This is a genomic window from Paenibacillus tarimensis (assembly GCF_021532315.1).
Lineage (GTDB): Bacteria > Bacillota > Bacilli > Paenibacillales > Paenibacillaceae > Paenibacillus_I > Paenibacillus_I tarimensis.
In genome coordinates this window covers 214,404-234,196 of the sequence record NZ_JAKGAO010000006.1, presented here as the reverse complement: position 1 = coordinate 234,196, position 19,793 = coordinate 214,404, and the positions used below count along the sequence as shown (strand labels likewise).

Annotated in this window: 25 protein-coding genes; 6 read left to right on the top strand and 19 right to left on the bottom strand. The window is 53.5% G+C overall.

The window, feature by feature from the left end; translation table 11 throughout:
• Positions 1 to 45: 45 nt before the first annotated feature.
• The 4 genes from L1N82_RS06240 to L1N82_RS06225 form a co-directional block, all read right to left on the bottom strand.
• Positions 46 to 495 (bottom strand): protein-tyrosine phosphatase family protein, encoded by a 450-nt coding sequence (locus L1N82_RS06240; protein WP_235286511.1) that lies wholly within the window; start codon positions 493 to 495, stop codon positions 46 to 48.
• A 70-nt stretch (positions 496 to 565) separates the two neighbouring features.
• On the bottom strand, positions 566 to 988 hold the full coding sequence (gene arsC / locus L1N82_RS06235; protein WP_235286510.1) for an arsenate reductase (thioredoxin): 423 nt from the start codon (positions 986 to 988) through the stop codon (positions 566 to 568).
• Positions 989 to 1,045: 57 nt separating this feature from the next.
• Positions 1,046 to 2,338, bottom strand: coding sequence for an arsenic transporter (locus L1N82_RS06230; protein ID WP_235286598.1), 1,293 nt, complete (start codon positions 2,336 to 2,338; stop codon positions 1,046 to 1,048).
• A 112-nt stretch (positions 2,339 to 2,450) separates the two neighbouring features.
• Positions 2,451 to 3,158: a DUF421 domain-containing protein gene (locus L1N82_RS06225; protein ID WP_235286509.1), complete on the bottom strand. Its 708-nt coding sequence runs from the start codon at positions 3,156 to 3,158 to the stop codon at positions 2,451 to 2,453.
• A gap of 152 nt (positions 3,159 to 3,310) precedes the next feature.
• On the opposite strand from L1N82_RS06225, the gene L1N82_RS06220 reads away from it, so the two are divergent.
• Complete coding sequence (locus tag L1N82_RS06220) at positions 3,311 to 4,525, top strand: MFS transporter (protein WP_235286508.1); 1,215 nt, start codon at positions 3,311 to 3,313, stop codon at positions 4,523 to 4,525.
• A 29-nt stretch (positions 4,526 to 4,554) separates the two neighbouring features.
• Here the strand turns inward: L1N82_RS06220 and L1N82_RS06215 are convergent, their stop codons facing one another.
• Positions 4,555 to 5,187 (bottom strand): O-methyltransferase, encoded by a 633-nt coding sequence (locus L1N82_RS06215; RefSeq protein WP_235286507.1) that lies wholly within the window; start codon positions 5,185 to 5,187, stop codon positions 4,555 to 4,557.
• A 119-nt stretch (positions 5,188 to 5,306) separates the two neighbouring features.
• Here L1N82_RS06215 and L1N82_RS06210 point away from each other — a divergent pair, with 119 nt between their 5' ends.
• Both L1N82_RS06210 and L1N82_RS06205 read left to right on the top strand, forming a co-directional pair.
• Positions 5,307 to 6,461, top strand: a complete 1,155-nt coding sequence (locus L1N82_RS06210) for a THUMP domain-containing class I SAM-dependent RNA methyltransferase (RefSeq protein ID WP_235286506.1) — start codon at positions 5,307 to 5,309, stop codon at positions 6,459 to 6,461.
• A gap of 108 nt (positions 6,462 to 6,569) precedes the next feature.
• Positions 6,570 to 8,552, top strand: coding sequence for an LTA synthase family protein (locus tag L1N82_RS06205; protein WP_235286505.1), 1,983 nt, complete (start codon positions 6,570 to 6,572; stop codon positions 8,550 to 8,552).
• Between the two features lie 84 nt (positions 8,553 to 8,636).
• On the opposite strand, the gene L1N82_RS06200 is transcribed toward L1N82_RS06205, so the two are convergent.
• The 10 genes from L1N82_RS06200 to L1N82_RS06155 all read right to left on the bottom strand — a co-directional run bounded on the left by L1N82_RS06200 (position 8,637) and on the right by L1N82_RS06155 (position 14,609).
• Positions 8,637 to 8,864, bottom strand: coding sequence for a DUF1450 domain-containing protein (locus L1N82_RS06200; protein ID WP_111146670.1), 228 nt, complete (start codon positions 8,862 to 8,864; stop codon positions 8,637 to 8,639).
• Positions 8,865 to 8,907: 43 nt separating this feature from the next.
• The gene (locus L1N82_RS06195) at positions 8,908 to 9,210 is read right to left on the bottom strand and encodes an iron-sulfur cluster assembly accessory protein (protein ID WP_235286504.1); all 303 of its coding nucleotides are present in this window, start codon (positions 9,208 to 9,210) and stop codon (positions 8,908 to 8,910) included.
• Between the two features lie 112 nt (positions 9,211 to 9,322).
• Positions 9,323 to 9,565: a hypothetical protein gene (locus L1N82_RS06190; RefSeq protein WP_235286503.1), complete on the bottom strand. Its 243-nt coding sequence runs from the start codon at positions 9,563 to 9,565 to the stop codon at positions 9,323 to 9,325.
• Positions 9,566 to 9,632: 67 nt separating this feature from the next.
• Entirely contained in the window at positions 9,633 to 10,835 is a 1,203-nt protein-coding gene (locus tag L1N82_RS06185) for a M14 family metallopeptidase (RefSeq protein WP_235286502.1), read from the bottom strand.
• Positions 10,836 to 11,013: 178 nt separating this feature from the next.
• Positions 11,014 to 11,823 carry a glutamate racemase gene (gene racE / locus L1N82_RS06180; protein WP_328284446.1) on the bottom strand — a complete coding sequence of 270 codons (810 nt, stop codon included), beginning with the start codon at positions 11,821 to 11,823 and terminating at the stop codon, positions 11,014 to 11,016.
• Between the two features lie 199 nt (positions 11,824 to 12,022).
• Positions 12,023 to 12,355, bottom strand: a complete 333-nt coding sequence (locus L1N82_RS06175; protein ID WP_235286500.1) for a YtxH domain-containing protein — start codon at positions 12,353 to 12,355, stop codon at positions 12,023 to 12,025.
• 14 nt (positions 12,356 to 12,369) lie between these two features.
• Positions 12,370 to 12,855 (bottom strand): DUF948 domain-containing protein, encoded by a 486-nt coding sequence (locus L1N82_RS06170; RefSeq protein WP_235286499.1) that lies wholly within the window; start codon positions 12,853 to 12,855, stop codon positions 12,370 to 12,372.
• Between the two features lie 165 nt (positions 12,856 to 13,020).
• Positions 13,021 to 13,692, bottom strand: coding sequence for a helix-turn-helix transcriptional regulator (locus tag L1N82_RS06165; protein ID WP_235286498.1), 672 nt, complete (start codon positions 13,690 to 13,692; stop codon positions 13,021 to 13,023).
• Between the two features lie 28 nt (positions 13,693 to 13,720).
• On the bottom strand, positions 13,721 to 14,143 hold the full coding sequence (locus L1N82_RS06160; protein ID WP_235286497.1) for a DUF86 domain-containing protein: 423 nt from the start codon (positions 14,141 to 14,143) through the stop codon (positions 13,721 to 13,723).
• Between the two features lie 178 nt (positions 14,144 to 14,321).
• Positions 14,322 to 14,609 (bottom strand): Dabb family protein, encoded by a 288-nt coding sequence (locus tag L1N82_RS06155; RefSeq protein WP_235286496.1) that lies wholly within the window; start codon positions 14,607 to 14,609, stop codon positions 14,322 to 14,324.
• A gap of 120 nt (positions 14,610 to 14,729) precedes the next feature.
• Here L1N82_RS06155 and L1N82_RS06150 point away from each other — a divergent pair, with 120 nt between their 5' ends.
• Positions 14,730 to 14,999 (top strand): hypothetical protein, encoded by a 270-nt coding sequence (locus L1N82_RS06150; protein ID WP_235286495.1) that lies wholly within the window; start codon positions 14,730 to 14,732, stop codon positions 14,997 to 14,999.
• Positions 15,000 to 15,062: 63 nt separating this feature from the next.
• On the opposite strand, the gene L1N82_RS06145 is transcribed toward L1N82_RS06150, so the two are convergent.
• The 4 genes from L1N82_RS06145 to L1N82_RS06130 form a co-directional block, all read right to left on the bottom strand.
• Positions 15,063 to 15,452 (bottom strand): cupredoxin domain-containing protein, encoded by a 390-nt coding sequence (locus L1N82_RS06145; RefSeq protein ID WP_235286494.1) that lies wholly within the window; start codon positions 15,450 to 15,452, stop codon positions 15,063 to 15,065.
• 168 nt (positions 15,453 to 15,620) lie between these two features.
• Complete coding sequence (locus tag L1N82_RS06140; RefSeq protein WP_235286493.1) at positions 15,621 to 16,028, bottom strand: hypothetical protein; 408 nt, start codon at positions 16,026 to 16,028, stop codon at positions 15,621 to 15,623.
• 103 nt (positions 16,029 to 16,131) lie between these two features.
• Positions 16,132 to 16,536, bottom strand: coding sequence for a phage holin family protein (locus L1N82_RS06135; RefSeq protein ID WP_235286492.1), 405 nt, complete (start codon positions 16,534 to 16,536; stop codon positions 16,132 to 16,134).
• 169 nt (positions 16,537 to 16,705) lie between these two features.
• A complete protein-coding gene (locus tag L1N82_RS06130; RefSeq protein ID WP_235286491.1) occupies positions 16,706 to 17,461 on the bottom strand; it encodes a glucosaminidase domain-containing protein in 756 nt (251 codons plus the stop codon).
• Positions 17,462 to 17,683: 222 nt separating this feature from the next.
• Here L1N82_RS06130 and L1N82_RS06125 point away from each other — a divergent pair, with 222 nt between their 5' ends.
• Complete coding sequence (locus L1N82_RS06125; protein WP_235286490.1) at positions 17,684 to 17,854, top strand: hypothetical protein; 171 nt, start codon at positions 17,684 to 17,686, stop codon at positions 17,852 to 17,854.
• A 161-nt stretch (positions 17,855 to 18,015) separates the two neighbouring features.
• Positions 18,016 to 19,761 carry an alpha-glycosidase gene (locus L1N82_RS06120; RefSeq protein ID WP_235286489.1) on the top strand — a complete coding sequence of 582 codons (1,746 nt, stop codon included), beginning with the start codon at positions 18,016 to 18,018 and terminating at the stop codon, positions 19,759 to 19,761.
• The last annotated feature ends 32 nt before the right edge of the window (positions 19,762 to 19,793 follow it).

The following is a 19,793-nucleotide window of genomic DNA, read 5'->3' as shown; positions in this document are numbered from 1 at the left end:
GCGCTTTACACCTCCAGCTGTGTCCGCTGCAGCGCACCGGCTGGCTTAGCTGCCCTGCGCAGGAAACAGGCGCTCAAGCGCCTCCCGCTGCTTGGGCTTCACGCTTAATACCGGCCTTCTGCCCTTAGCCTGCTGCTCCGCTTCCTCAAGGGAACGGCTAAGTCCCAGCTTCAACAGTGTTCCGACTGCTACCGCCCCGGTTCTTCCTTTGCCGCCGCCGCAGTGAAAGCCGACCTTCTCGCCCTTGTTGTAGGCTTCTATTACCTGATCAATCGCCGTCTTCAGCTGCTCGGCTTGAACCTCAGCCGCCTCATCACTTAAGCCTGCTTTTACCCACTTTACGTCATCCGACGGATAAGCGCAACCTTCCGCCTCCTCGCGCAGATCGACAATAACCTTGACCCCTTCGCGCTTCACCATATCCTCTACATCCTTGGCCCCGCCCATATAGATGCGGTTATCGACCAGGCTGTCATAGGAGCGTTCTGAACTCATGCCGCTAATCTCCCCTCTTGTGCCGGCTGCTGTTACATCCTTCTTGATGTCGTCAATGCCAGGCTTTCCTCTACTTGCCTTCCTTAACAAACGCCGCGATCCGCTGCTTAATGGAGTCCCGTACCTGCCGGAATTGGGTCATAATCTCCTCTTCCGTGCCAGTCGCCTTCGCCGGGTCTTCGAAGCCCCAATGCCATTTTACAACATTCGTATTGGAAATTACCGGACAATGCTCATCCGCATGGCCGCACAGCGTAATAACATAATCTGCACGGTTCAGAAGTTCTGGGTCGATTACATCCGAGCTGTTGCCGCTGATGTCTACGCCCGCTTCCTTCATTACTTGCACGGCTCTTGGATTAAGACCATGTGCTTCAAGCCCTGCGCTCTTAACCTCATATTGGTCGCCGCCCAGCTCATTCAGGAAGCCGTCCGCCATCTGGCTTCTGCAGGAGTTGCCTGTGCAAAGGAAATAAACTAGTTTTTTAGTCATTGGAAAGTTCCTCTCTTCTATTTGGGATGATGGGGGTGCTGCTGTAAATCTCAAACATTACGCAACAATCAGCAGCCAGATATATAATCCGGCTAATGTGATAAACAGGGTTGGTACCGTCAGCACAATACCGATCTTGAAATAGTAGCCCCAGCTGATCTTCACGCCCTTGCGGGATAGAACATGAAGCCACAGCAGGGTGGCAAGCGAGCCGATTGGCGTAATCTTCGGACCGAGGTCAGAGCCGATCACATTCGCATAGATCAGCGCCTCGCGAATCGAACCGGCAGTGCTGGTCGAGTCGATCGCCAGGGCATCAATCATGACCGTCGGCATATTGTTCATAACCGAGGACAGGATGGCCGCTATAAACCCCATACCCATGGCAGCAGCGAACAGCCCTTGATCCGCGACAGCCTGGATCACTTTCCCCAGCATATCGGTCAGCCCGACATTACGGAGTCCGTACACGACAACATACATGCCGATTGAGAACACAACGACCGCCCAAGGGGCACCCTTAATCATCTGCCAGGTCTGAACAGCCGGGCTGAGCCGGGCAAACAAGATAAAGATAAGGGCAACCACGCCGGCTATGATAGACACCGGTACATTAATGAACTCACTAGCGAGATACGCAACGAGCAGAACCCCCAGGATAAACCAGGACAGTTTGAACAACCTCGGATCACGGATCGCCTCAGCTGGCTTCTTCAAGGAAGCGGCATCGTAATCCCCCGGTATGTCCTTGCGGAAAAACAAATACAGAACGACGAGGCTGGCCAAAATCGAGAACAGATTCGGAACAATCATCCGGCTTGCATATTCCACGAAGCCGATGCCGAAATAGTCGGCTGAGACGATATTAACCAGATTACTTACAATTAGCGGTAGTGAAGCTGTATCCGCTATGAAGCCGCTGGCCATAATGAACGGCAGAATCATCCGTTCCCGGAAATTCAGCGCACGTACCATAGCCAGGACGATCGGCGTCAGGATTAATGCCGCGCCGTCATTGGCAAACAAAGCAGCTACTGCAGCTCCAAGCAGCACCACATATGTAAACATACGCCGGCCGCTGCCCCCCGCAAGCCTTGCCATATGCAGAGCCGCCCATTCGAAGAAACCAATCTCATCGAGAATAAGCGATATAAGTATGACGGCTACGAAGGCAAGCGTGGCGTTCCATACAATGCCCGTTACCGTTCCGACATCCTGCAGCGTTACAACCCCGAAGAGCAGGGCAAGCACCGCTCCCGCAGAAGCGGACCAGCCGATATTTAAACCCTTGGGCTGCCAGATGACAAATGTCAGTGTCACTACGAAAATAATTATAGCTAAACCAGTCATATTTCCCTCCAGATTCATGTTACATCATGTATGGTCTTTCCCTGTTGTGTTCGGCCATAACACTACGTAAGCATATAATTATTCGCTAATATTGTAAAGCTGTTTTTGTCTTCTATATATCTTTGCTGACCTCGTCTATCTGATCTTCATATAAGTCAATATACAGATTCCCTTGTCTGTCGCATTGAGCCAGGTAAACATCCTCGACCCGGATGTCCCTCTCTTTCAGCTTCGTCAGCACCCACTTCCGGCTGAAGCCGGTGAACGATAAGGTTGAGTCCATAATTTTACCGTCCAGAATAATCTCAAAAGCAAGGCCTTCCGACTCAATATTCAGGCCAAGATCCTTTACGGTCACAGTTCGGTGATCACGCTTCAGCATAACGTTGAATTTGCCGCTTGGCTCAATAACGGCGTAATCAACCTCCCGTGTATGAAATATACTTTTGTTCCGCAGCAGGGATACCAGCTCTTCATTCGTAATTCTCTCCTTCCGCAGGTTATCCTCCAGGATCTTGCCATCCCTTATAAGGACAGTTGGTGTACTCTCTACAATGATGCGCATCTTCCTGCTCTTGATCTGCATATACTCCAATCCCAGGGGAATAGAGCCCCACACGACCAGGGAAACGAGTCCGAGGTACCAATCCCCGCCCATCTCAAGGGACACGTTGCCCGCCAAGTCGCCAATTGTGATCCCGATTATGTACTCGAAGAAGGTCATTTGCGAAATCTGCCTCTTGCCAAGAATTCTTGTCAGGACAAACATGAAGACAAGCGCTATAAGCGACTGAATGATGACTTTTCCCCAGATTGGCATTGCTGTTTGACCCTCCTCGGCGTGCTAATTGTTAGCTTGCCCAGCAGGTACAATTTCATGACCGGCCGTTACGGGGTAATGGTTCGGAGAAGAATCCGGGCCAAAGTGGTATACTGGTACAACTAGATATAGAGAAAGGCAGGTGCGGCACGATGGAACAATGGAAAATCAATCTGCTCGTGCTGTGGATTGGACAGTTTTTGGTGCTTGCCGGGATGACGATGATCATCCCTTTTTTGTCCTTGTACCTCCAGCAGGATTTCGGGCTCACCGATGAGCATGAGATTGCAACCTGGGCGGGAATTATTTTTGCGGGAAATTTTGTGACCTCATTTCTATTTCAGCCCCTGTGGGGTAAGCTTGCTGACCGTTACGGCCGAAAAATCATGCTGCTGCGCTCAGGCTTCGGCATGTCAGCTGTCATGGTGCTGATGGGCTTCGCCCAGCTTCCCTGGCATCTGCTGGCGCTTCGTATGCTGAACGGCACCATCTCAGGCTTCAGCCCTGCCTCGGTAGCGCTGGTATCTGCCACAACACCGAAGGAAAAGATGGGATTTGCCATGGGCATGGTTCAATCCGGTGCCATCGCCGGCACGATCATGGGACCGTTCATCGGCGGCCTTCTCGCTGACGCTGTAGGCTTCCGCCCCATCTTTTATATCACCGGAACCCTGCTGTTCCTGGCTTCGCTCTGTGCAATGCTGCTTGTGAAGGAGAATTTTGACCGGGCCAAGGCCAAGGCAGCTCCGCAAATTTCCGTGCTTCAAGGCTTTAAGGAAATCAGTCACATTCCCCAGCTGACTGCTTTGTTTGCGGTGACCTTCATGATTCAGTTTGCGTTAATGAGCCCGATGCCGCTCATCCCGCTGTATGTGCAGCATCTGCACGGCACTGCTGAAAATCTGGCCTTCTGGGCAGGCTTTGTCGGTTCTGTTACCGGATTGTCCAACATGATCGCCTCCCCGCTGCTTGGGCGGATCAGCGACCGTACTGGTGCCCAGAAGGTACTTGGCATCTGCTTGATCGGAGCCGCGATTATGTTCATTCCGCAAGCCTTTGTCGGTGAAGTGTGGCAGCTGCTTGTTGTCCGCTTCGCGCTTGGCATCTTCCTCGGTGGACTTATCCCAAGCGTGAATGCTCTTATCCGGCGGTATACGCCAGACGGTATGGAAAGCCGTTCTTACAGCTTTAACAGCAGTACGCTAAGCCTTGGCAACGTTGTCGGGCCGATCGTCGGCGGACTTATCTCCGGCTGGATTGGCATAGAAGGCGTCTTCCTGGTTGCCGCTGTCCTGCTGTTCATCAACGCTCTGTGGGTAAGAGCTGTCGTTATTGGCAAAAAGGAGCTGTCCCCAAGGTCCAGATAGACCCGGGGCAGCTCCTTTTGCTGCTTGCCTTAACTCTTCACTACAGCCAGTGCAAGACCGTCATAGGCTGGAAGTATGGTGCTATCCAGCCGTTCATCCGCTGCAAGCCGCTCATTAAACATCCGCATGGCGCGGACGGAAGGCCCCTGCTTAGCGGGGTCACTGACCCGTCCTTTAAGGAAGACATTATCCGCTGCTATTATAGCTCCGGGAAGCGCCAGCTTCATGCACCACTCCAGATAGTCCGGGTAGCCTTCCTTATCCGCATCAATGAAGAAGAAGTCAAACCTTTTGCCGTCCGCAGCAAGCTCCGCCAGACTGTCTCTTGCATCGCCGATCAGATAATTCACCTTGCCTCCAAGCCCAGCCCCCGTCATATGGGCATAGGCCACATTCACATACTCATGACGAACCTCCAGGGAAGTCAGCATGCCTCCGTCACCCAGCCCTCGTGCCAGGCAGATCCCGCTGTAACCGCCAAGCGCTCCAATCTCCAATATGCTGCTTGCCCCTGATGCCCGGACAAGCAGGGTCAGCAGTCTGCCATACGCCGGCGCGACCGAGATCGCCGGCATGCCTGCTGCCCGGATGCCTTCCTCTGCGCGCTGCAGATCGGCATCCGGCGGGTACAGGCTTTCCGTGTAATGCTCCGCATTATGCACGGGTTATCCTCTCCTTCGATTGTCATTTCCTCCTGATTTGTCCTATACTAGATTGTAACTTTTCAAGGCTTCGGATACAACCGTGCCTTAATTCGACTGGGAAGCGGTGCGATATAGGAATGAAGACAATTGAACTGATCGCCACATCACCGATGGGGCTTGAAGCCATAGTTGCCCGGGAGCTTCGCGATCTCGGGTATGAGCATGTTACCGTAGACAACGGACGCGTGACCTTTCGCGGTACCCCGGCCGACATCAGCCGCGCCAATCTGTGGCTGCGGACCGCAGACCGGGTTCTGGTCAAGATGGGAGAATTTGATGCCCTTACCTTTGATGAATTGTTTGAGGGAACCAAGGCACTGGACTGGCCCGACTGGATTCCCGGGGACGCCGAATTCCCTGTAGAGGGACGTTCGCATAAGTCCCAGCTGTCCAGTGTCCCCGCCTGTCAGGGCATCGTCAAGAAAGCCGTCGTGGAGAAGATGAAGCAGCGCTATAATACAGAATGGTTTCCGGAAGACGGTGCCCGTTATGTGATTGAGGTGTCATTGCTCAAGGACCGGGCTACACTCACACTGGATACGACGGGTCCAGGCCTGCATAAACGCGGCTACCGGAAGCTTGTTACAGAAGCGCCGCTCAAGGAGACCATGGCGGCAGCCATCATTATGATCAGCCGCTGGCGCCCGCACAGGCCGCTGTATGATCCGTTCTGCGGATCGGGCACCTTCCCTGTAGAAGCCGCCATGATTGGCTGGAACATTGCCCCCGGGCTGCGGAGAACCTTCAACAGCGAGCTGTGGCCGATCATTGGCGAACAGGCATGGGAGCAGGCACGCGAAGAAGCTTACGATCTGGTAAAGGATGATATCCCGCTTGAGATCGGCGGATCGGATATTGATCCCAAAGCGATCGAGGTCGCGGAAGCCTCTGCCAAGAAAGCCGGCTTCGCCAAAGAGCTCAAGTTCCACACTCTGCCCGTGTCGAAGGTTAAGCTCGACAGCGACTATGGCTGCATCGTGACCAATCCTCCGTATGGTGAACGGCTTGGAGATGACCGTGAAGCAGAGAAGACCGTCCGCTCTCTCGGTTTTACAGCCTCCGTGCTGTCCACCTGGTCCGTGTTCGCCCTAAGTCCCGCCCGTTCCTTTGAGCATTATTACGGAAAGCCGGCCGACAAAAAACGCAAGCTCTTTAACGGTCGGATCGAGTGTAACCTGTATCAGTATCTGGGTCCGCTGCCCCCTCTTCCGAAGCAGGACGAGTCCCCTTAGACTCCCGGGCGGGCAGGTTCTCTTCACGTTTATAAAACAGCAGCCCGTGGTGCATGATAACCGAACCGGGTTGTTGTGATATTGTAAACCAGGAAGGGACCGCCGCTTATGCTGACGATGCTGATTTCTCCCGCACGCCAGGGTATCCGCTTCCTGTTCCGTCTCATGGAACGGGCTTATGCGCTGGACGTGCTTCTTTTTTATCTTCTTATGCTCGCTAAGCTCTACCTGTTCGACCGCATGGTTCATGTACGGAATATGATGATGACACCCACCGATGCCCTTGTAGCAGCAGGCACTCTGGCGCTGCTCAGCTTCTGGACCGTATGGCTGCCAGTCAGGGCTCGGCTGGCGATGCTGGCAGCACTCAATATCCTGCTTACGATCGTGCTGTACGCCGACCTCATATATTTCCGTTACTTCCAGGATCTTATCTCGGTACCGGTGCTGCTGCAGGCCGGGCAGCTTGGCTCGCTAGGTGAAAGCATAGGTGCCCTGCTGGATTTCCGCGATCTGCTGTTCGCTGCAGATTGGCTCATCCTTATCCCGTTAGCCCTGTACGCTGTATTCGCGAGCGGTCGCTCAGCGGAAGGCCGGGGATTGCAGCCTAAAGGCTTAACCCGCAACCTCCGGCCTCTCCGTTATGCCGCCGGAATACTGCTGCTTTCCGCAGGGATAACATTCGTCAATGTACCGGTCACCAAGGCCAAGAACACATGGGCTCAAGGATTGTTTACCGGCAACTGGTGGAACCTGTCCTTATATAATGTCACAGGTCTCTACGGTTTCCACGGTTATGACACGTACCGCTTCATTACGCAGCAATGGCTTGGCGGCAAAAAGCTAACAGACGAAGAAGTTTCCGCATCCTCCAGCTGGTTTGAAGAACGCGGTCTGCTGCGCAAGGCTGCCCAACAGGATAAGCTGTTCGGCGCTTATAGAGGCCGCAATCTCATCTTGGTTCAGGGAGAAGCCTTGCAAAGCTTTGTCATTAACCGCTCTATCCAAGGCAGTGAAATTACACCTAATCTTAACCGGCTGCTGAAGGAAAGCTGGTATTTCAACCGTTTTTATCATCAGGTTTCCCAGGGACGCACTTCAGACGCCGACTTTGCCGCTCAATGCTCGCAGCATCCGCTGCAGAGCGGCTCGGTATTTTTTCGGCATGCCGACCACACCTTTGACTGTCTGCCGCATACACTCCGAAATGCCGGATATGGCACGACTGTTTATCACGCTTATGATGCCGGTTTTTGGAACCGCAACACGGTATACCGGAATATGGGCTATGACAGGTTCTACAGCAAGAAACATTATGAGATGGATGAGCCGCTCGGGTGGTCGCTTGGCGACCGTTCCTTCTTCCGGCAATCCGCTGGTTGGATCGCTGAGCAGCAGCAGCCATTTTATTCGTTCCTGATCACACTCTCGAGCCATCACCCGTACAAGCTGCCTGCCGGCTATGAGAAGCTGGACGTTGGAGTCTACAAGAACACGCTCTTCGGAGACTATTTGCAAGCCATCCATTATCTTGATTCGGCACTGGGCCATTTCATCGGTTCGCTTAAGGAGAAAGGGCTGTGGGATAAGTCCATCTTTATCTTCTATGGCGACCACGACAACTCAATCCGGGACTGGTCCAAATTCGAGAAGATAATCGGGCACAAGCTGAACGAGGTTGACCGCTATCAGACGCTGAAGCAGGTCCCCCTTGTCATTCATCTGCCCGACGGAGCCAAGGCCGGAACAGTAAGCACCGAAGTGGGCGGTCAGGTTGATATTGCACCCTCCATCCTCCATCTGCTCGGCATCGACAGCAGCAGCTTGGCCATGGCGGGCCGTCCGATTACGACGGATCAGCCGGCGGACAGCAGGATAACCGTCTTCCGCAGCGGGGCATTCACAGACGGCCGAATCTTCTATCTGCCGGCAGGCAGCAGCTCCATTCAAGGCTGCTTCCGTGCAGACAGCGGTGATCCGCTGCCTCATGAAGAGTGCGCAGAAGGACGCAAGGCCGCAGCTGCAGAAATCACACATTCCATGAATGTGGTGGAGGGCAACCTGCTTAAGCGGTTGCGTAGTAGGCCATAGGGCTCTAACAACGAACAAGGGCTCTCTCCTGCCGGATTGATATCCGGTGCGGAGAGAGCCCTTGTCACTTATCTGACAGATCTGCTAAGGCTTCTTAATAAATTGCTTGGCTTTCTCAATAACTTCGTCCTCGGTCGGCGCCTTTAAGTAACGGCCATTAATAAATACAAAAGCATATTTGGCGCAGGGACCGCAGTAAGACTTGCAGCCGACCTTAATCTCGGCATCTGGTGCCAGCTTCTGCAGCTTGGGCAGAGCCGTTTTCACACGCATATGCTTGCATTTGTCACAAATTCGGATATCGTTAGCCATAATTCCCCTTCATTCCGGCACGGCCGGCCTGCCGACCTTATGATCAGTGGTCTCCGTGGTTGCCTTTGGTCGGATTCGTAATCGCGAAGCCTTCCTTCGGTACGTAAAAGTAGTCAATACGAACACCGTCAAGCATGTCCTCACCTTTAGCGAGCAGCACATCAATTCCCTTATCCGTGGAAACGACCTCGTCGCCTTCCTTCGCGTCATCAAGCGTCATGCCGTAGTGCGCATGGTCACCGTGCGAATGAGTAACGTACACCCTCAGCTTCTTGCCCTCATTCTCAGGCTTGTTCAATTCTTCAAGCAGCACCTTGGCCGCATTGCGTGAAATTTTGCATCTCATAACTTATGTTCCAGCTCCTTCGTCAGTGCCCCTATATGAGAACACCACTGCGTCATCGATAAGTAAATCTTCTTCATTGTAATGAATCGACACCCGAAGTTCAACAGCAGCTTCAGATATTCGGATATTTGGATTCGGTGAGGCGGGTAAACCATTCCGCGGCGAACATGGTGACAGCAATATCATCCACAGGGACAAACGGCATCACATCGGGCAGCACCCAGTATAACGCAACAGGCAGCAGAAACAACAGCTTGTCCACCAGCTTCACCTGCGGCGAGCGGACCAACCGGTAAATCCGCACAAATACATGCTTCCAATGGCGCAAAGAGAGCAGTGACCGTTTACGTGCCATCCGTATCCCTCCTTTGCGCCATTATAGCATAAGCGCCCGCCTCCCTGCATGCGGAACCGCCTGGCCTTTACTCCGCTGTCATTACTTCCAGCAGCAAAGGCGCCATTTCGTCATAGATATCGGCAAACTGCGATAACGGGAGCGGATTGACACCATAACCCGCCTCAATTGTAAATCCGGGCTTCCCGAACTCCTGTATGAACCAATCCTTGTAACCGGCATCGCTTCCTGTCAGCTTGACGGGACGGTAGCCGCTAACCAAGCCAAGCCGTGCGGCAAGCTGTTCCGAGCCAGGCGGCTCCATATCCCGGTAGTTCCAGTAAATTTCCTGTCCCTGGGTATGCAGCGCAAGGATGATATCGAATTGTTCCCTGCGTGCCAGCTCAGCGATTGCCGCGGCCTCCGGCTCGCTTAGCGGCGCAGTTCCGGGATAATCGCGAGGTCCCGGCCCGTCTGTCCCCCGTCTCGCACACTCTTCTTCCCAATGAGCGGGGAACTGGTCATTCAAGTCCACTCCGCGTATATTCGCTTTCCAGCGGAAGAAACGGGGAGAGTAGCGGTTCCATTTTAGCAGGCTTTCATAATAGGGGTGAGACGGCGTTGCGCCCTGTTGAGCCAGCTCAACACCATCGGGATTCACCATTGGCGCGACAATCAGCTGGCAGCGGCGGAGCAGCGCTTCAGGTTCAACCCCCCGGTAAGTCTCTCCTAGCGAAAGCGCCCGGGCCAGGTCTTCAATATAAGTCATCGCCACCAGTGAAGTAATCCATTCATTCGCGTGAAATGCTGCATTGATATGAATGCGGCGTGTCCCCGTGCCCAGCCTGATATAGACCAGGGGCTGGCCAAGCACACTGCTGCCATATTCACCAATCTCGAGGAAGGGATATAAAGACTTAAGCCTGCCCAGATCACGTGCGAGCTGACGGGGGCCGTATTCTTCATTAGCTTCTACAATTCTGCCGCTCATACCCGGCGGAATCGTTACCAGCTGCCCAGGAAGCAGCGCCTGCGGGTTGAGGTACGGATTAACGGCCATAATCCGGTTAACCGGTACGCCAAACATCCGGGCAATGCCCATCATGGTATCCCCCTGCTGAATACAGTACTGCTGGGGCTCAGGCGTCGGAATCGACAGGACAAGCCCAGGGGACAGATGGTTTGCGGAGGAAATATGCGGGTTGGCTGTATAGATGGCGTCCGCATGAAGGTGAAACATCTTGGCGATGCGCAGCACCGTATCACCCGGCTGTACGATGTAACGGAACATGGGCGGTTGCCTCCCAAAAAGTCGGATTTTCCACCATGTTTATGCGGGGCATGCACCTAGTATGTATCCGAACCCGCCTGGCCAAGGGCTGAGCCCGTCCTCTATAACGGCAGGAAAGCTGCCTCAGACTATGTCTGGCGGGCAGCTTCCCAAATCCTGCGTATTAAGCCAAGTTAAGTCAGCCGATATGCGGGACCTGCCACACAATCGGTGTTAATTCGATCTGCTCATTCAGCCATTGCTGAGCAATCATTTTGAACATCTGCGGATCACCGCTGCAGCAGAATTGGTGCACAGGCAGCAGATCGCCGCGGGCAAGCTTGCCCTTGTCATGTAGGATCGTACTGATATCACGCGCTGTCTCCTCTGCCGAGCTGATCAAGGCGATCTGACCGCCCATAACATCGGAGATGGTCTCTGCCAAGAACGGATAATGCGTGCAGCCCAAAATTAAGGTGTCTATCCGTGTGGACCTAAGGCCAGCCAATGATTCATTGACTGTATTATAGGTCTCCTCTGACCGGAAGTTCCCTCTCTCTACCAGCGGAACGAATCTTGGACAGGCAACACTCACGACATCAACATGCGGGGACAACTGCTTCAAGGCCTGTTCATACGCGCCGCTGTTCACCGTGCCTTCCGTGCCAATCACCCCGATATAGCCGGACTGTGTCCGGTTAATGGCAGCTCTGGCTCCCGGATGGACAACGCCGATCACCGGAATGGACACGCGTGAACGGATCGTCTCAAGTGCAAAGGCAGTCGCGGTATTGCAGGCAATAACAATCATTTTCGGTGAAAATTTCAGTAAATAATCTACGATTTCCTGCGTATAACGAATGACCTCTTGAGCCGGCCTTGGGCCGTACGGGGTGCGCGCAGTATCGCCGAAATAGATGATTTTCTCGCGCGGGAGCTGTCTCATCACTTCCTTGGCTACTGTTAAACCGCCCACGCCCGAATCTAGTATAGCAATCGGCTGTTGCACATATACACCGCTTTCCTTGTCTTTAAGATACGTAAGTTCAGTCACCATACCATATGAAAATTAGGGCAAAAACGTACCTACATCTTAGCGTAAATTCAGACAAGGTTCAAGAAGAGGCGAATGGCTTGCCAGCCGCAGTAAAAGGGCCCGCAACCTGAAGATCAGGAGGGGCCCTTTAAGGGTGCAAGGATATAAAGAATTAGGAAACTACCGACATATTATCGCCCTGCGGGCTGTCCGTCTGCTCTTTCGATTTGCCCCACGGATTAACCGAGCCGATGGTGTCCTTCGCCTTGCCGGCGATAGATGCTGTTTGGCTTCCTACCTGCCTTGCGATTTTGGCAGTTGATTCCGTAACTTGGCCGGCTACCTTACGTGTGGAATCATAGGCTTGCTGCGTGCCATCCGCAATATCCCTGCGCAGCTCCTTGCCGGCTTTCGGGGCAAACAGCAGTGCAGTTACCGCACCAACAGCCAGGCCGGCTGCTGTTCCAATCAGGAAGTTTTTTAATGGATTGTTCTGATTCATCATTTTAATCGCTCCCTTCAGATCTTATCGTGCCCTACGTCATGGGTTTGACATTCCGGAGATCGGGCGGTGGGGATATTTTTCGAACGCCACCATGTCCAGGCAGCCCATCCCAGTTCAGCCAGCTCCAGCGCTTCGCCAATCTGCTTCTGGCGACTGTTTACAGCCTGCTCTACTTGCCGGGAAGCCTTCTCGCCTATAGCTGCCGTTATCCGGCTCGCTGCCGCCGCTGCATGCATAGCCGCATCTCCAAGCTCCTCAACCGCTGCAAACAGCTTGTCGGCTCTTGCCAGTTGACGATTAACCGACGCGGCTGTCTCGGCGGCGCTGCCGCTCGCTTGACGAAGCTCCTTCAGCAGCAGAAGCGTCTCTCTCTGCAGCTCAGCGGCCCCCTCTTCCATCCGGCCGAGCTTGCGCTTTAGCTGAAGCAGGCTGACAAGCATAATTGCCGCCAGTGCCAAAAAAGCCGCTGTAGCCGTTGCTGCACACCATATCAACACCATACGCCAGAATCCTCCTTCCAGTAAGCCCATGGACGAATGCCCAATTCGTACTGACAGTATAGTCATCATGGGCTTGACCTGACACAACTTTTTCAAGGAAGTACTTCGGGTGCAAAATACAAAAAAATAAAGAGCAGCCGCCGCCGTAAACTACGGCTTATCGGACTACTCTGTAGGAATTATCGTATAGCTGCACCTGCTGCCGCCTTTGGCAAGGCATTCCGTACGCTCCACCTTCGCCTCCAGCAGCGCTTCAAACAGCTCCAGCTCGCAGCTGCAGGCCTGCTGATAGCGCCCGGCTACCTGGGCAATAGGACAGTTGTATTCATTCATGACAAATCCGGTGTCCGGATTGGCTTCAGCCGGCTCAACCTCCACCATGTATCCGCCGGCATTCTGAATGCGGGCAAGCTCAGATACCCGCTCACGAAGCGACTTGCCTTCCATGGCCCCGGCATAGCGCTGCTTCAGCTTCAGCTTCCTGGCTTCAAACAGGCGGCCAATCGTATCCCCGCCGTCCTCCAGTTCCTCTAGCAAATCGAGTGCCAGCGTATGGTAATTTCGTGGAAACAGCTGCTCCGCTTCCTCCGTCAACCCGTAAACATACGCCGGTCTGCCCATCGGCTGTTTCACCAGCGAAGGCGCAATATAACCGTCTGACTCCAATGCGCTGAGATGACGCCTCACAGCCATCTCAGTTATCCCCAAATGCCTGGAGAGCTCTCCTGCGCTTCTTGGACCTTTTGTTTTTAGCAGCTTTAACACCATCTGGCGGGTCGTACCATCATGCCGGTTCCCGGATTCAGTCATTTGCTCGTCTTTACCTGCTGTTCCCATCACGGTCACCTCCTGGAGTTATCGCTGCCTAAAGCAGCTCCCGGCTTAAATATCCTTCCACCGAATCTTTAAACACAGTAAGGATATGCGGGAGAATCGGAGTAAGCGGGTGCAGCTCGCTGCGGTTCCACTTGTAATAGTCCTGAACGAGCGGCTTGCGGAGCTTCACAAGCTCCAGCAGCTTTTCCCGTATCTCAGCCGGGAATACACCTTCAGCACCCGTTATATCAATAATGTCCTCGTAACTGCTCGCATCCCGCATCAGAAAGCCGTCAATTAGATAGCTCCCGACGTCAGTCACGATCTCGATGGCCATATGCAGCGCTCTCTCCTGTGCCAGCCCCTGCAGCAGGGTTCCATCCCACGCTTCGGCGAGCTGGCTCATTCCTTCCGCTGCAGCCGGCACGGCAGCCAGCCGCTCGGCGATTTGTTCCCGGTTGACGTAATACACCGTTAGCCCCCGCCCTTTACGATTTCTTCTTCTTAGCCTTCCGCTTCAGCCATACCGCCATTACAATACAGCTGATAATAACAACGAGAAGGTATGTCATCATTTCATATACGTCTCTCATGATCCTGTTCTCGGCTCCTTGTTCGGCTTAACTGCTTATCCCGCGGAACGACCTGCTTTAGCCTTCGTAATCCACGGTCACCGAGGATTCACTTACCTCTTTAATATGCTCAACAACCTTCTGGTGAACCGGATGCACCTGGTAAGCGCCCAGCGCATCAAGCGATTCGAATTTGGTTAACAGGGAGATATCGTATGAACGCTCGGAATGGATAATATCAATTCCAACCTCAATGTACTTCAGTTCCTCAATCTTGCCCTCCATGTCCCGCAAAACCTGGGCCGTACGCTCTGCACTTTCCCGGCTGCGGTCCTTCAGCTTAAAGAACACCATGTGTGTAATCATATCCCGATCCACTCCCCCATTAAAATAAGGGTCAGGCGCCGCGAATGGCCGGTCCCCTTTTGTCACATAATAACCGAAACAGGCGCCTTTGGGCAATCTTTCTGCAGCGGGAGGCAGATTATGCGCAGACGTTATCCATTCACGATCGCCGCCACCTTATTCGGGGTGGCCCTATGCATGTACAACTATACAGGCTATGATCCGCACAACTTCATCTTCTTCATGCTCAGCGTACCGGCCTGGGCTGTGGATCTGTTCGTAGATATCCATGAAGTCAGTGTACTGCTCATGTATGCTCTGACCATCGCCTCATGGGCACTGATCGGCTACATTACAGATCGCCTCATCTTGCGGGAGAGGCGCAGATCCCGCTCACGCTCCAGAGCATAAGATCTATTCCGAACTAACCTCCCTAAACAAAAAGGAGCCTGGCGGCTCCTCTGTACGCAAAACTTATGCAGCTTCTACAACCAGCGTGGATATCATCGTCGCATGCCCGGTACCGCAAGGAATGGAACATGCAATCTTGTACTCGCCCGGCTTATCAAATACGATGTCCTTCTGCAGCTCGTCACCTTCCAGCTTAATGCCGAGCTCTGGAATCTCTAGACCATGGATGCCGCTCTTGTTTACCAGCTTCATGCGGACCGTGTCGCCCTGCTTAACCGTGTACACCTCTTGATCGAATACAAAATCATTGGAGGCCTGAATCTTCATAAGTACCATACCCTCTGGCAGGCTAGCTGATTCATCTACAGGTTTCTCCGGAAGGTTGAACGTAATCAGGTACAACCCCAGGACGGAAGCCGCAATGAATACGACGAACATCAACCACTTGTACATTGCTCCGTGTCCCCTTTACTCGTATTGTCTACTCTTTATATTACCTAAGATGGTCCGATATACTCAACCTTAAACTGCGGGGACGGGAAAAGTTTTTTTGAGTTTATGACAAAACTATGAACTTTTTCACACTGGATCTATTAAGTAGTTTTGATCCATTGACATTCTTCACCCTTCCGTCTCAGGGGTATAGCTCTTGAGGATACGCTCCGCCTCAACCCGGACAAAATTCCACTGAAGAGAAAACTCATGATGGTATCCTCTGCACACATAACGTGCGGTCAATCTTTCGGGACTCCGATGCTCCTCATAAATCTTGATGCCCACCTCTCTGAACTGCTTGCGCATGGCGGCCATCTCCAGCAGCACCCGGTCCTGAAGTGCTCTGAGAAGCGATTCATAGAAGCGCGGCAGCTTCATCGGAGCTCTCCCCACGATCCGGATATCATGATCCAGAATGCGCATGGCAATCCCCATTATGACATACCGCTTAACAATCTCCAGCTCCTGTTCCGTCTGAACCGGCGGCCGCCCGGCCGGCACACTCTCTGCTGCCCCGGTAACACCCATAACCATTACGCACCCCTCCATCACGAACATAAGAGAACATCTGTTCCCTTATTATAACCAAAAGAACAGATGTTCGCAATGGATATTAATCCCGGCATTAGAACGCCTGCTAGTTGTTACCCTCCCTCCCCTTCAGCACTTCTATTAATTGCTTGATCCGATCAGGCAGAGGCAGTCCCAGACGCCCGTAATTTTCCGTTACCGAGATCAGCTCATTCGCCAGATAAAAATATATCGCCCCTCCCATCGTCGCATTGCCGGTACCCAGCAGGATATCCACCCGGTGTGCCAGCATAATGACAAGCAATACGACACCCTTTCGTGTCAGCCCCCAATAGCCAACGCTGCTGCTTAACCCCTTGTCCTCCTTAATGGCTGCAAGAACCCCCGTTATATAGTCAATCGCCATCGCCAGCATCAATACAGTCAACGACTCACTCCAGCCTCCGAACATAAAGGTAATGAGCGATCCCGCAGCCGCTGCGGCGGCCCCCAGCATGTTCTGCAAATTCATCAGGATGATGCCCCCCTCCGGTGAATACTCCTGCTACTACTGTATTCCGATACCTAAGGGGTTGTCCGTCACACTGTCCGTACTCATACGTCCAAAACTCACCGATAAAAAAAGGGAAGGACCGCGCTGGCCCCTCCCGCTCTGCTCCTAGTTATCTGGCCGGCAAGCATCAGCGGCTCAGCCGTACTGTGCGTGTTTCCTGCTCCCACGCGACATCCGCTCCAGCCGCTTCCGCCAGCTCGCGCACCGGTACATATCCCCTTCCTTCAAAAATCCGGGTGGTGCGCGGCTTTCCATTAACCGTTACTTCCTTGCCGTTCCAGCCGATGCGGAGTCCGAGGAGCTTACCAAGATGCCTAGCGGGCACCCAGGTTTGCCCTTCCACCAGATATCCGGTTGCGGCCTGTTTGTTCTGAAGCATTACTTGTACAGGATATGCCTCCCCTTCGGCCGCCGCCTCATTGTCGAAGCGCTTCAAGTTGTATTGATGGATAATACTGATTAGCTTGCTGGCATACTGGGGATCAGTCGCATAACCTGAAGCCTGCAGCATCCTTGCTTGCTCCTCCGGCGAGTCCGCTGTGCTGACTCGCTCGTAACGCGGGAGCTGCAGCAGAATATCCTGGTCTTTGTAGTAGTCGTATAAGGTATCATAAGCACGAAAGTCCGCAGATATGTTTACCTTCCTGCCGTCATAGACCTCCCAGGTTTTGCGGTTTACACTTGCTCCCCGCCAATACGGAGTCACGCGTCCACTTCCCACCTTGATCCCGCCAAGATTATTCCACGGATGGATGACGCCGCCTGTCTCCAGCAGGTTCTGCGCGAGCCGGACGGATGGAAACATAGGCGACCCCTCCCGTCTTGCACGAATTGCGAACGGCGCCAGCCTGGCAAAGAACTCTTCTCTTGTCATATGCAGCATGCACCCCTTCCTACAGCAGCTTATTCTTGTCTTACACTATCTTATGCCGTGCCAAGGGCATTGTATCGGCGGGTAACCAGCTCTTTCGACGCCGGAGGCCCCGCATTTACTCCCCCGCCCGCCAAAGGTATAATGAAACAGCAGCCGCAGCAGTTATCGGGCTTCCCGGGCCTTTAGCTAAATAATGCAAAGACAGAACTCAATGAAAGTGTGGTGTATAGCGTGGAACGAAATGATGTCCTTATAATGATAGGCCTTATTGCCGGCATTCTGCTCTTCGTCGACTTTAAGCCCCCGATGAATGTGCTGGATACCGCGATCGTTGCTCTGGCAGCCCTCTGGGCCCTGCTCACAATAATAAAGTGGTTCAGGAAACCAAAGAAGAAACTCTAAGTTTAAATGTGTAATCGCTTTATCTGTTGTCTGCAAGTCAGCTGCCTGCTATAATGAAGCCATTACAACTTAAAGGCACTGCTACCCGGAAGGTACAACCTCGTCAATGAATCGAGGCTTGTGCGTTCCGTTTTTTGCGTGTGCTGGAAGGGGTTTCTCACATGCTGCTGGAAGCTATTGAACACCGCCCGAAGATTAACTGGGCAAGTGCACTGGATAAGGAAACCATTGAGCTGCGGATCCGCACCAAGCGCAGCGATATGGAATCAGTTGAGGTTTATGCAGGTGACAAATACGATTGGGGCCGGACCAAGCGGTATATACCGATGCGCAAGCTTGCTTCTGACTCCCTGTTCGACTACTGGCAGGCATTTGCCAAGCCGGAATACCGCAGGCTGCGCTACGCTTTTGCTCTGGATGACGGACGAGTGAAGCTCTGGATGACCGAGCAGGGCTTCGAACCTGAGGAGCCGGCGGACCCGAACCAGTTTTTTGACTTTCCTTACCTGAACCCGGCAGACATATTTACGCCGCCCGCTTGGGTGAAGGATGCTATATTCTATCAGATATTCCCTGAGCGGTTTGCGAATGGAGATCCCTCCATCAGCCCCGAGAATGTAGAGGAGTGGGGAGGCGAGCCCCGGACGGATAACTTCTTCGGAGGAGATCTGCAGGGCGTTATCGATCATCTCGACTACCTGGAGGAGCTTGGCATTACGGCGATCTATTTCACCCCGGTCTTCGAAGCGCCTACCAATCACAAGTATGACACACGCGATTATTTGAAGGTCGATCCGCATTTCGGCACCAACGAGAAGCTGAAGGAGCTGGTTGATCGCTGCCATGAGCGGGGCATCCGCGTGCTGCTCGACGCGGTATTCAACCACGCAGGACGCACCTTCCCCGCATTCGTTGACTGCCTGGAGAAGGGCGAGGCCTCCGAATATGCGGACTGGTTCCATGTGCGCGAATGGCCGCTTGATGTCAAGGACGGCATACCAACCTATGAGACCTTCGCTTTCGAACGGAATATGCCCAAGTTTAACACGGAGAACCCTGAGGTGCAGGACTACCTGCTCAAGGTAGCCCGTTACTGGCTGGAGGAGGTCGGCATCGACGGCTGGCGGCTGGATGTGGCTAATGAGGTGGACCACCGGTTCTGGCGCAAATTCAGAGACACGGTGAAAGAGGTTAATTCGGACGCTTATATCCTTGGTGAGGTATGGCATGATTCGCTGATGTGGCTGCAGGGCGACCAGTTCGACGCGGTTATGAACTATCCGTTCACGACGGCTGTGCTCGACTTCTTCGTGGAGCAGAAGCTGGATGCCAAAGGGCTGACCGATGCGATGGGACGGCTGATCGCCAAGTTCCCAACCCGCGTGACCGAAGCCGCCTTCAACCTGCTCGACAGCCATGACACACCGAGACTCTTGACCCTGTGCGGCGATAACAAGCCTCTGATGAAGCTTGCCGCACTCGTGCAGCTTACCTTCGTGGGCGTGCCGTGCATCTATTACGGGGATGAGGTGGGGTTGACCGGCGAGCAGGACCCGGGCTGCCGCAAGTGTATGGAATGGGATACGGATAAGCAGGATCGTGAGCTGTTCGACTTCTACCGTACGCTGATCGGTATGCGCAGATCCTCGGAAGCGCTGCGGACCGGCTCCTTCCGCGTACTGCTGGCAGAGCCTAATTCCAGCGTGCTGGCATATAGCCGCTACACCGAGCAGGAAGAGTTTATCATTATGGTGAATAATACGAATCGGCCTGCTGCGCTCAATCTTCCAGTCGGAACAGGCGTCTGGATCAATGCCTGGGACGGCAGCACAGCACAAGCCCCGCAGGGAATTCTCGGTCTGGAGATCGAGCCGTACGGCTTCCGTGTCTTCAAGAAGGCGGAGTAACTTACGGCAAATACAGCGGCGGTCCGGGACAT

Coding starts and splice junctions, on each gene's coding strand:
- L1N82_RS06165 (WP_235286498.1), bottom strand. CDS start 13,692: ATGGGAACAGCAGGTAAAGACGAGCAAATGACTGAATCCGGGAACCGG.
- L1N82_RS06130 (WP_235286491.1), bottom strand. CDS start 17,461: ATGCTGCATATGACAAGAGAAGAGTTCTTTGCCAGGCTGGCGCCGTTC.
- L1N82_RS06155 (WP_235286496.1), bottom strand. CDS start 14,609: ATGATTACACACATGGTGTTCTTTAAGCTGAAGGACCGCAGCCGGGAA.
- arsC (WP_235286510.1), bottom strand. CDS start 988: ATGACTAAAAAACTAGTTTATTTCCTTTGCACAGGCAACTCCTGCAGA.
- L1N82_RS06140 (WP_235286493.1), bottom strand. CDS start 16,028: ATGGTTATGGGTGTTACCGGGGCAGCAGAGAGTGTGCCGGCCGGGCGG.
- L1N82_RS06170 (WP_235286499.1), bottom strand. CDS start 12,855: ATGGTGTTGATATGGTGTGCAGCAACGGCTACAGCGGCTTTTTTGGCA.
- L1N82_RS06135 (WP_235286492.1), bottom strand. CDS start 16,536: ATGAATTTGCAGAACATGCTGGGGGCCGCCGCAGCGGCTGCGGGATCG.
- L1N82_RS06120 (WP_235286489.1), top strand. CDS start 18,016: ATGCTGCTGGAAGCTATTGAACACCGCCCGAAGATTAACTGGGCAAGT.
- L1N82_RS06230 (WP_235286598.1), bottom strand. CDS start 2,338: ATGACTGGTTTAGCTATAATTATTTTCGTAGTGACACTGACATTTGTC.
- L1N82_RS06225 (WP_235286509.1), bottom strand. CDS start 3,158: ATGCCAATCTGGGGAAAAGTCATCATTCAGTCGCTTATAGCGCTTGTC.
- L1N82_RS06190 (WP_235286503.1), bottom strand. CDS start 9,565: ATGGCACGTAAACGGTCACTGCTCTCTTTGCGCCATTGGAAGCATGTA.
- L1N82_RS06220 (WP_235286508.1), top strand. CDS start 3,311: ATGGAACAATGGAAAATCAATCTGCTCGTGCTGTGGATTGGACAGTTT.
- L1N82_RS06240 (WP_235286511.1), bottom strand. CDS start 495: ATGAGTTCAGAACGCTCCTATGACAGCCTGGTCGATAACCGCATCTAT.
- L1N82_RS06200 (WP_111146670.1), bottom strand. CDS start 8,864: ATGGCTAACGATATCCGAATTTGTGACAAATGCAAGCATATGCGTGTG.
- L1N82_RS06175 (WP_235286500.1), bottom strand. CDS start 12,355: ATGATGAATCAGAACAATCCATTAAAAAACTTCCTGATTGGAACAGCA.
- L1N82_RS06185 (WP_235286502.1), bottom strand. CDS start 10,835: ATGTTCCGTTACATCGTACAGCCGGGTGATACGGTGCTGCGCATCGCC.
- L1N82_RS06195 (WP_235286504.1), bottom strand. CDS start 9,210: ATGAGATGCAAAATTTCACGCAATGCGGCCAAGGTGCTGCTTGAAGAA.
- L1N82_RS06210 (WP_235286506.1), top strand. CDS start 5,307: ATGAAGACAATTGAACTGATCGCCACATCACCGATGGGGCTTGAAGCC.
- L1N82_RS06205 (WP_235286505.1), top strand. CDS start 6,570: ATGCTGACGATGCTGATTTCTCCCGCACGCCAGGGTATCCGCTTCCTG.
- L1N82_RS06150 (WP_235286495.1), top strand. CDS start 14,730: ATGCGCAGACGTTATCCATTCACGATCGCCGCCACCTTATTCGGGGTG.
- L1N82_RS06145 (WP_235286494.1), bottom strand. CDS start 15,452: ATGTACAAGTGGTTGATGTTCGTCGTATTCATTGCGGCTTCCGTCCTG.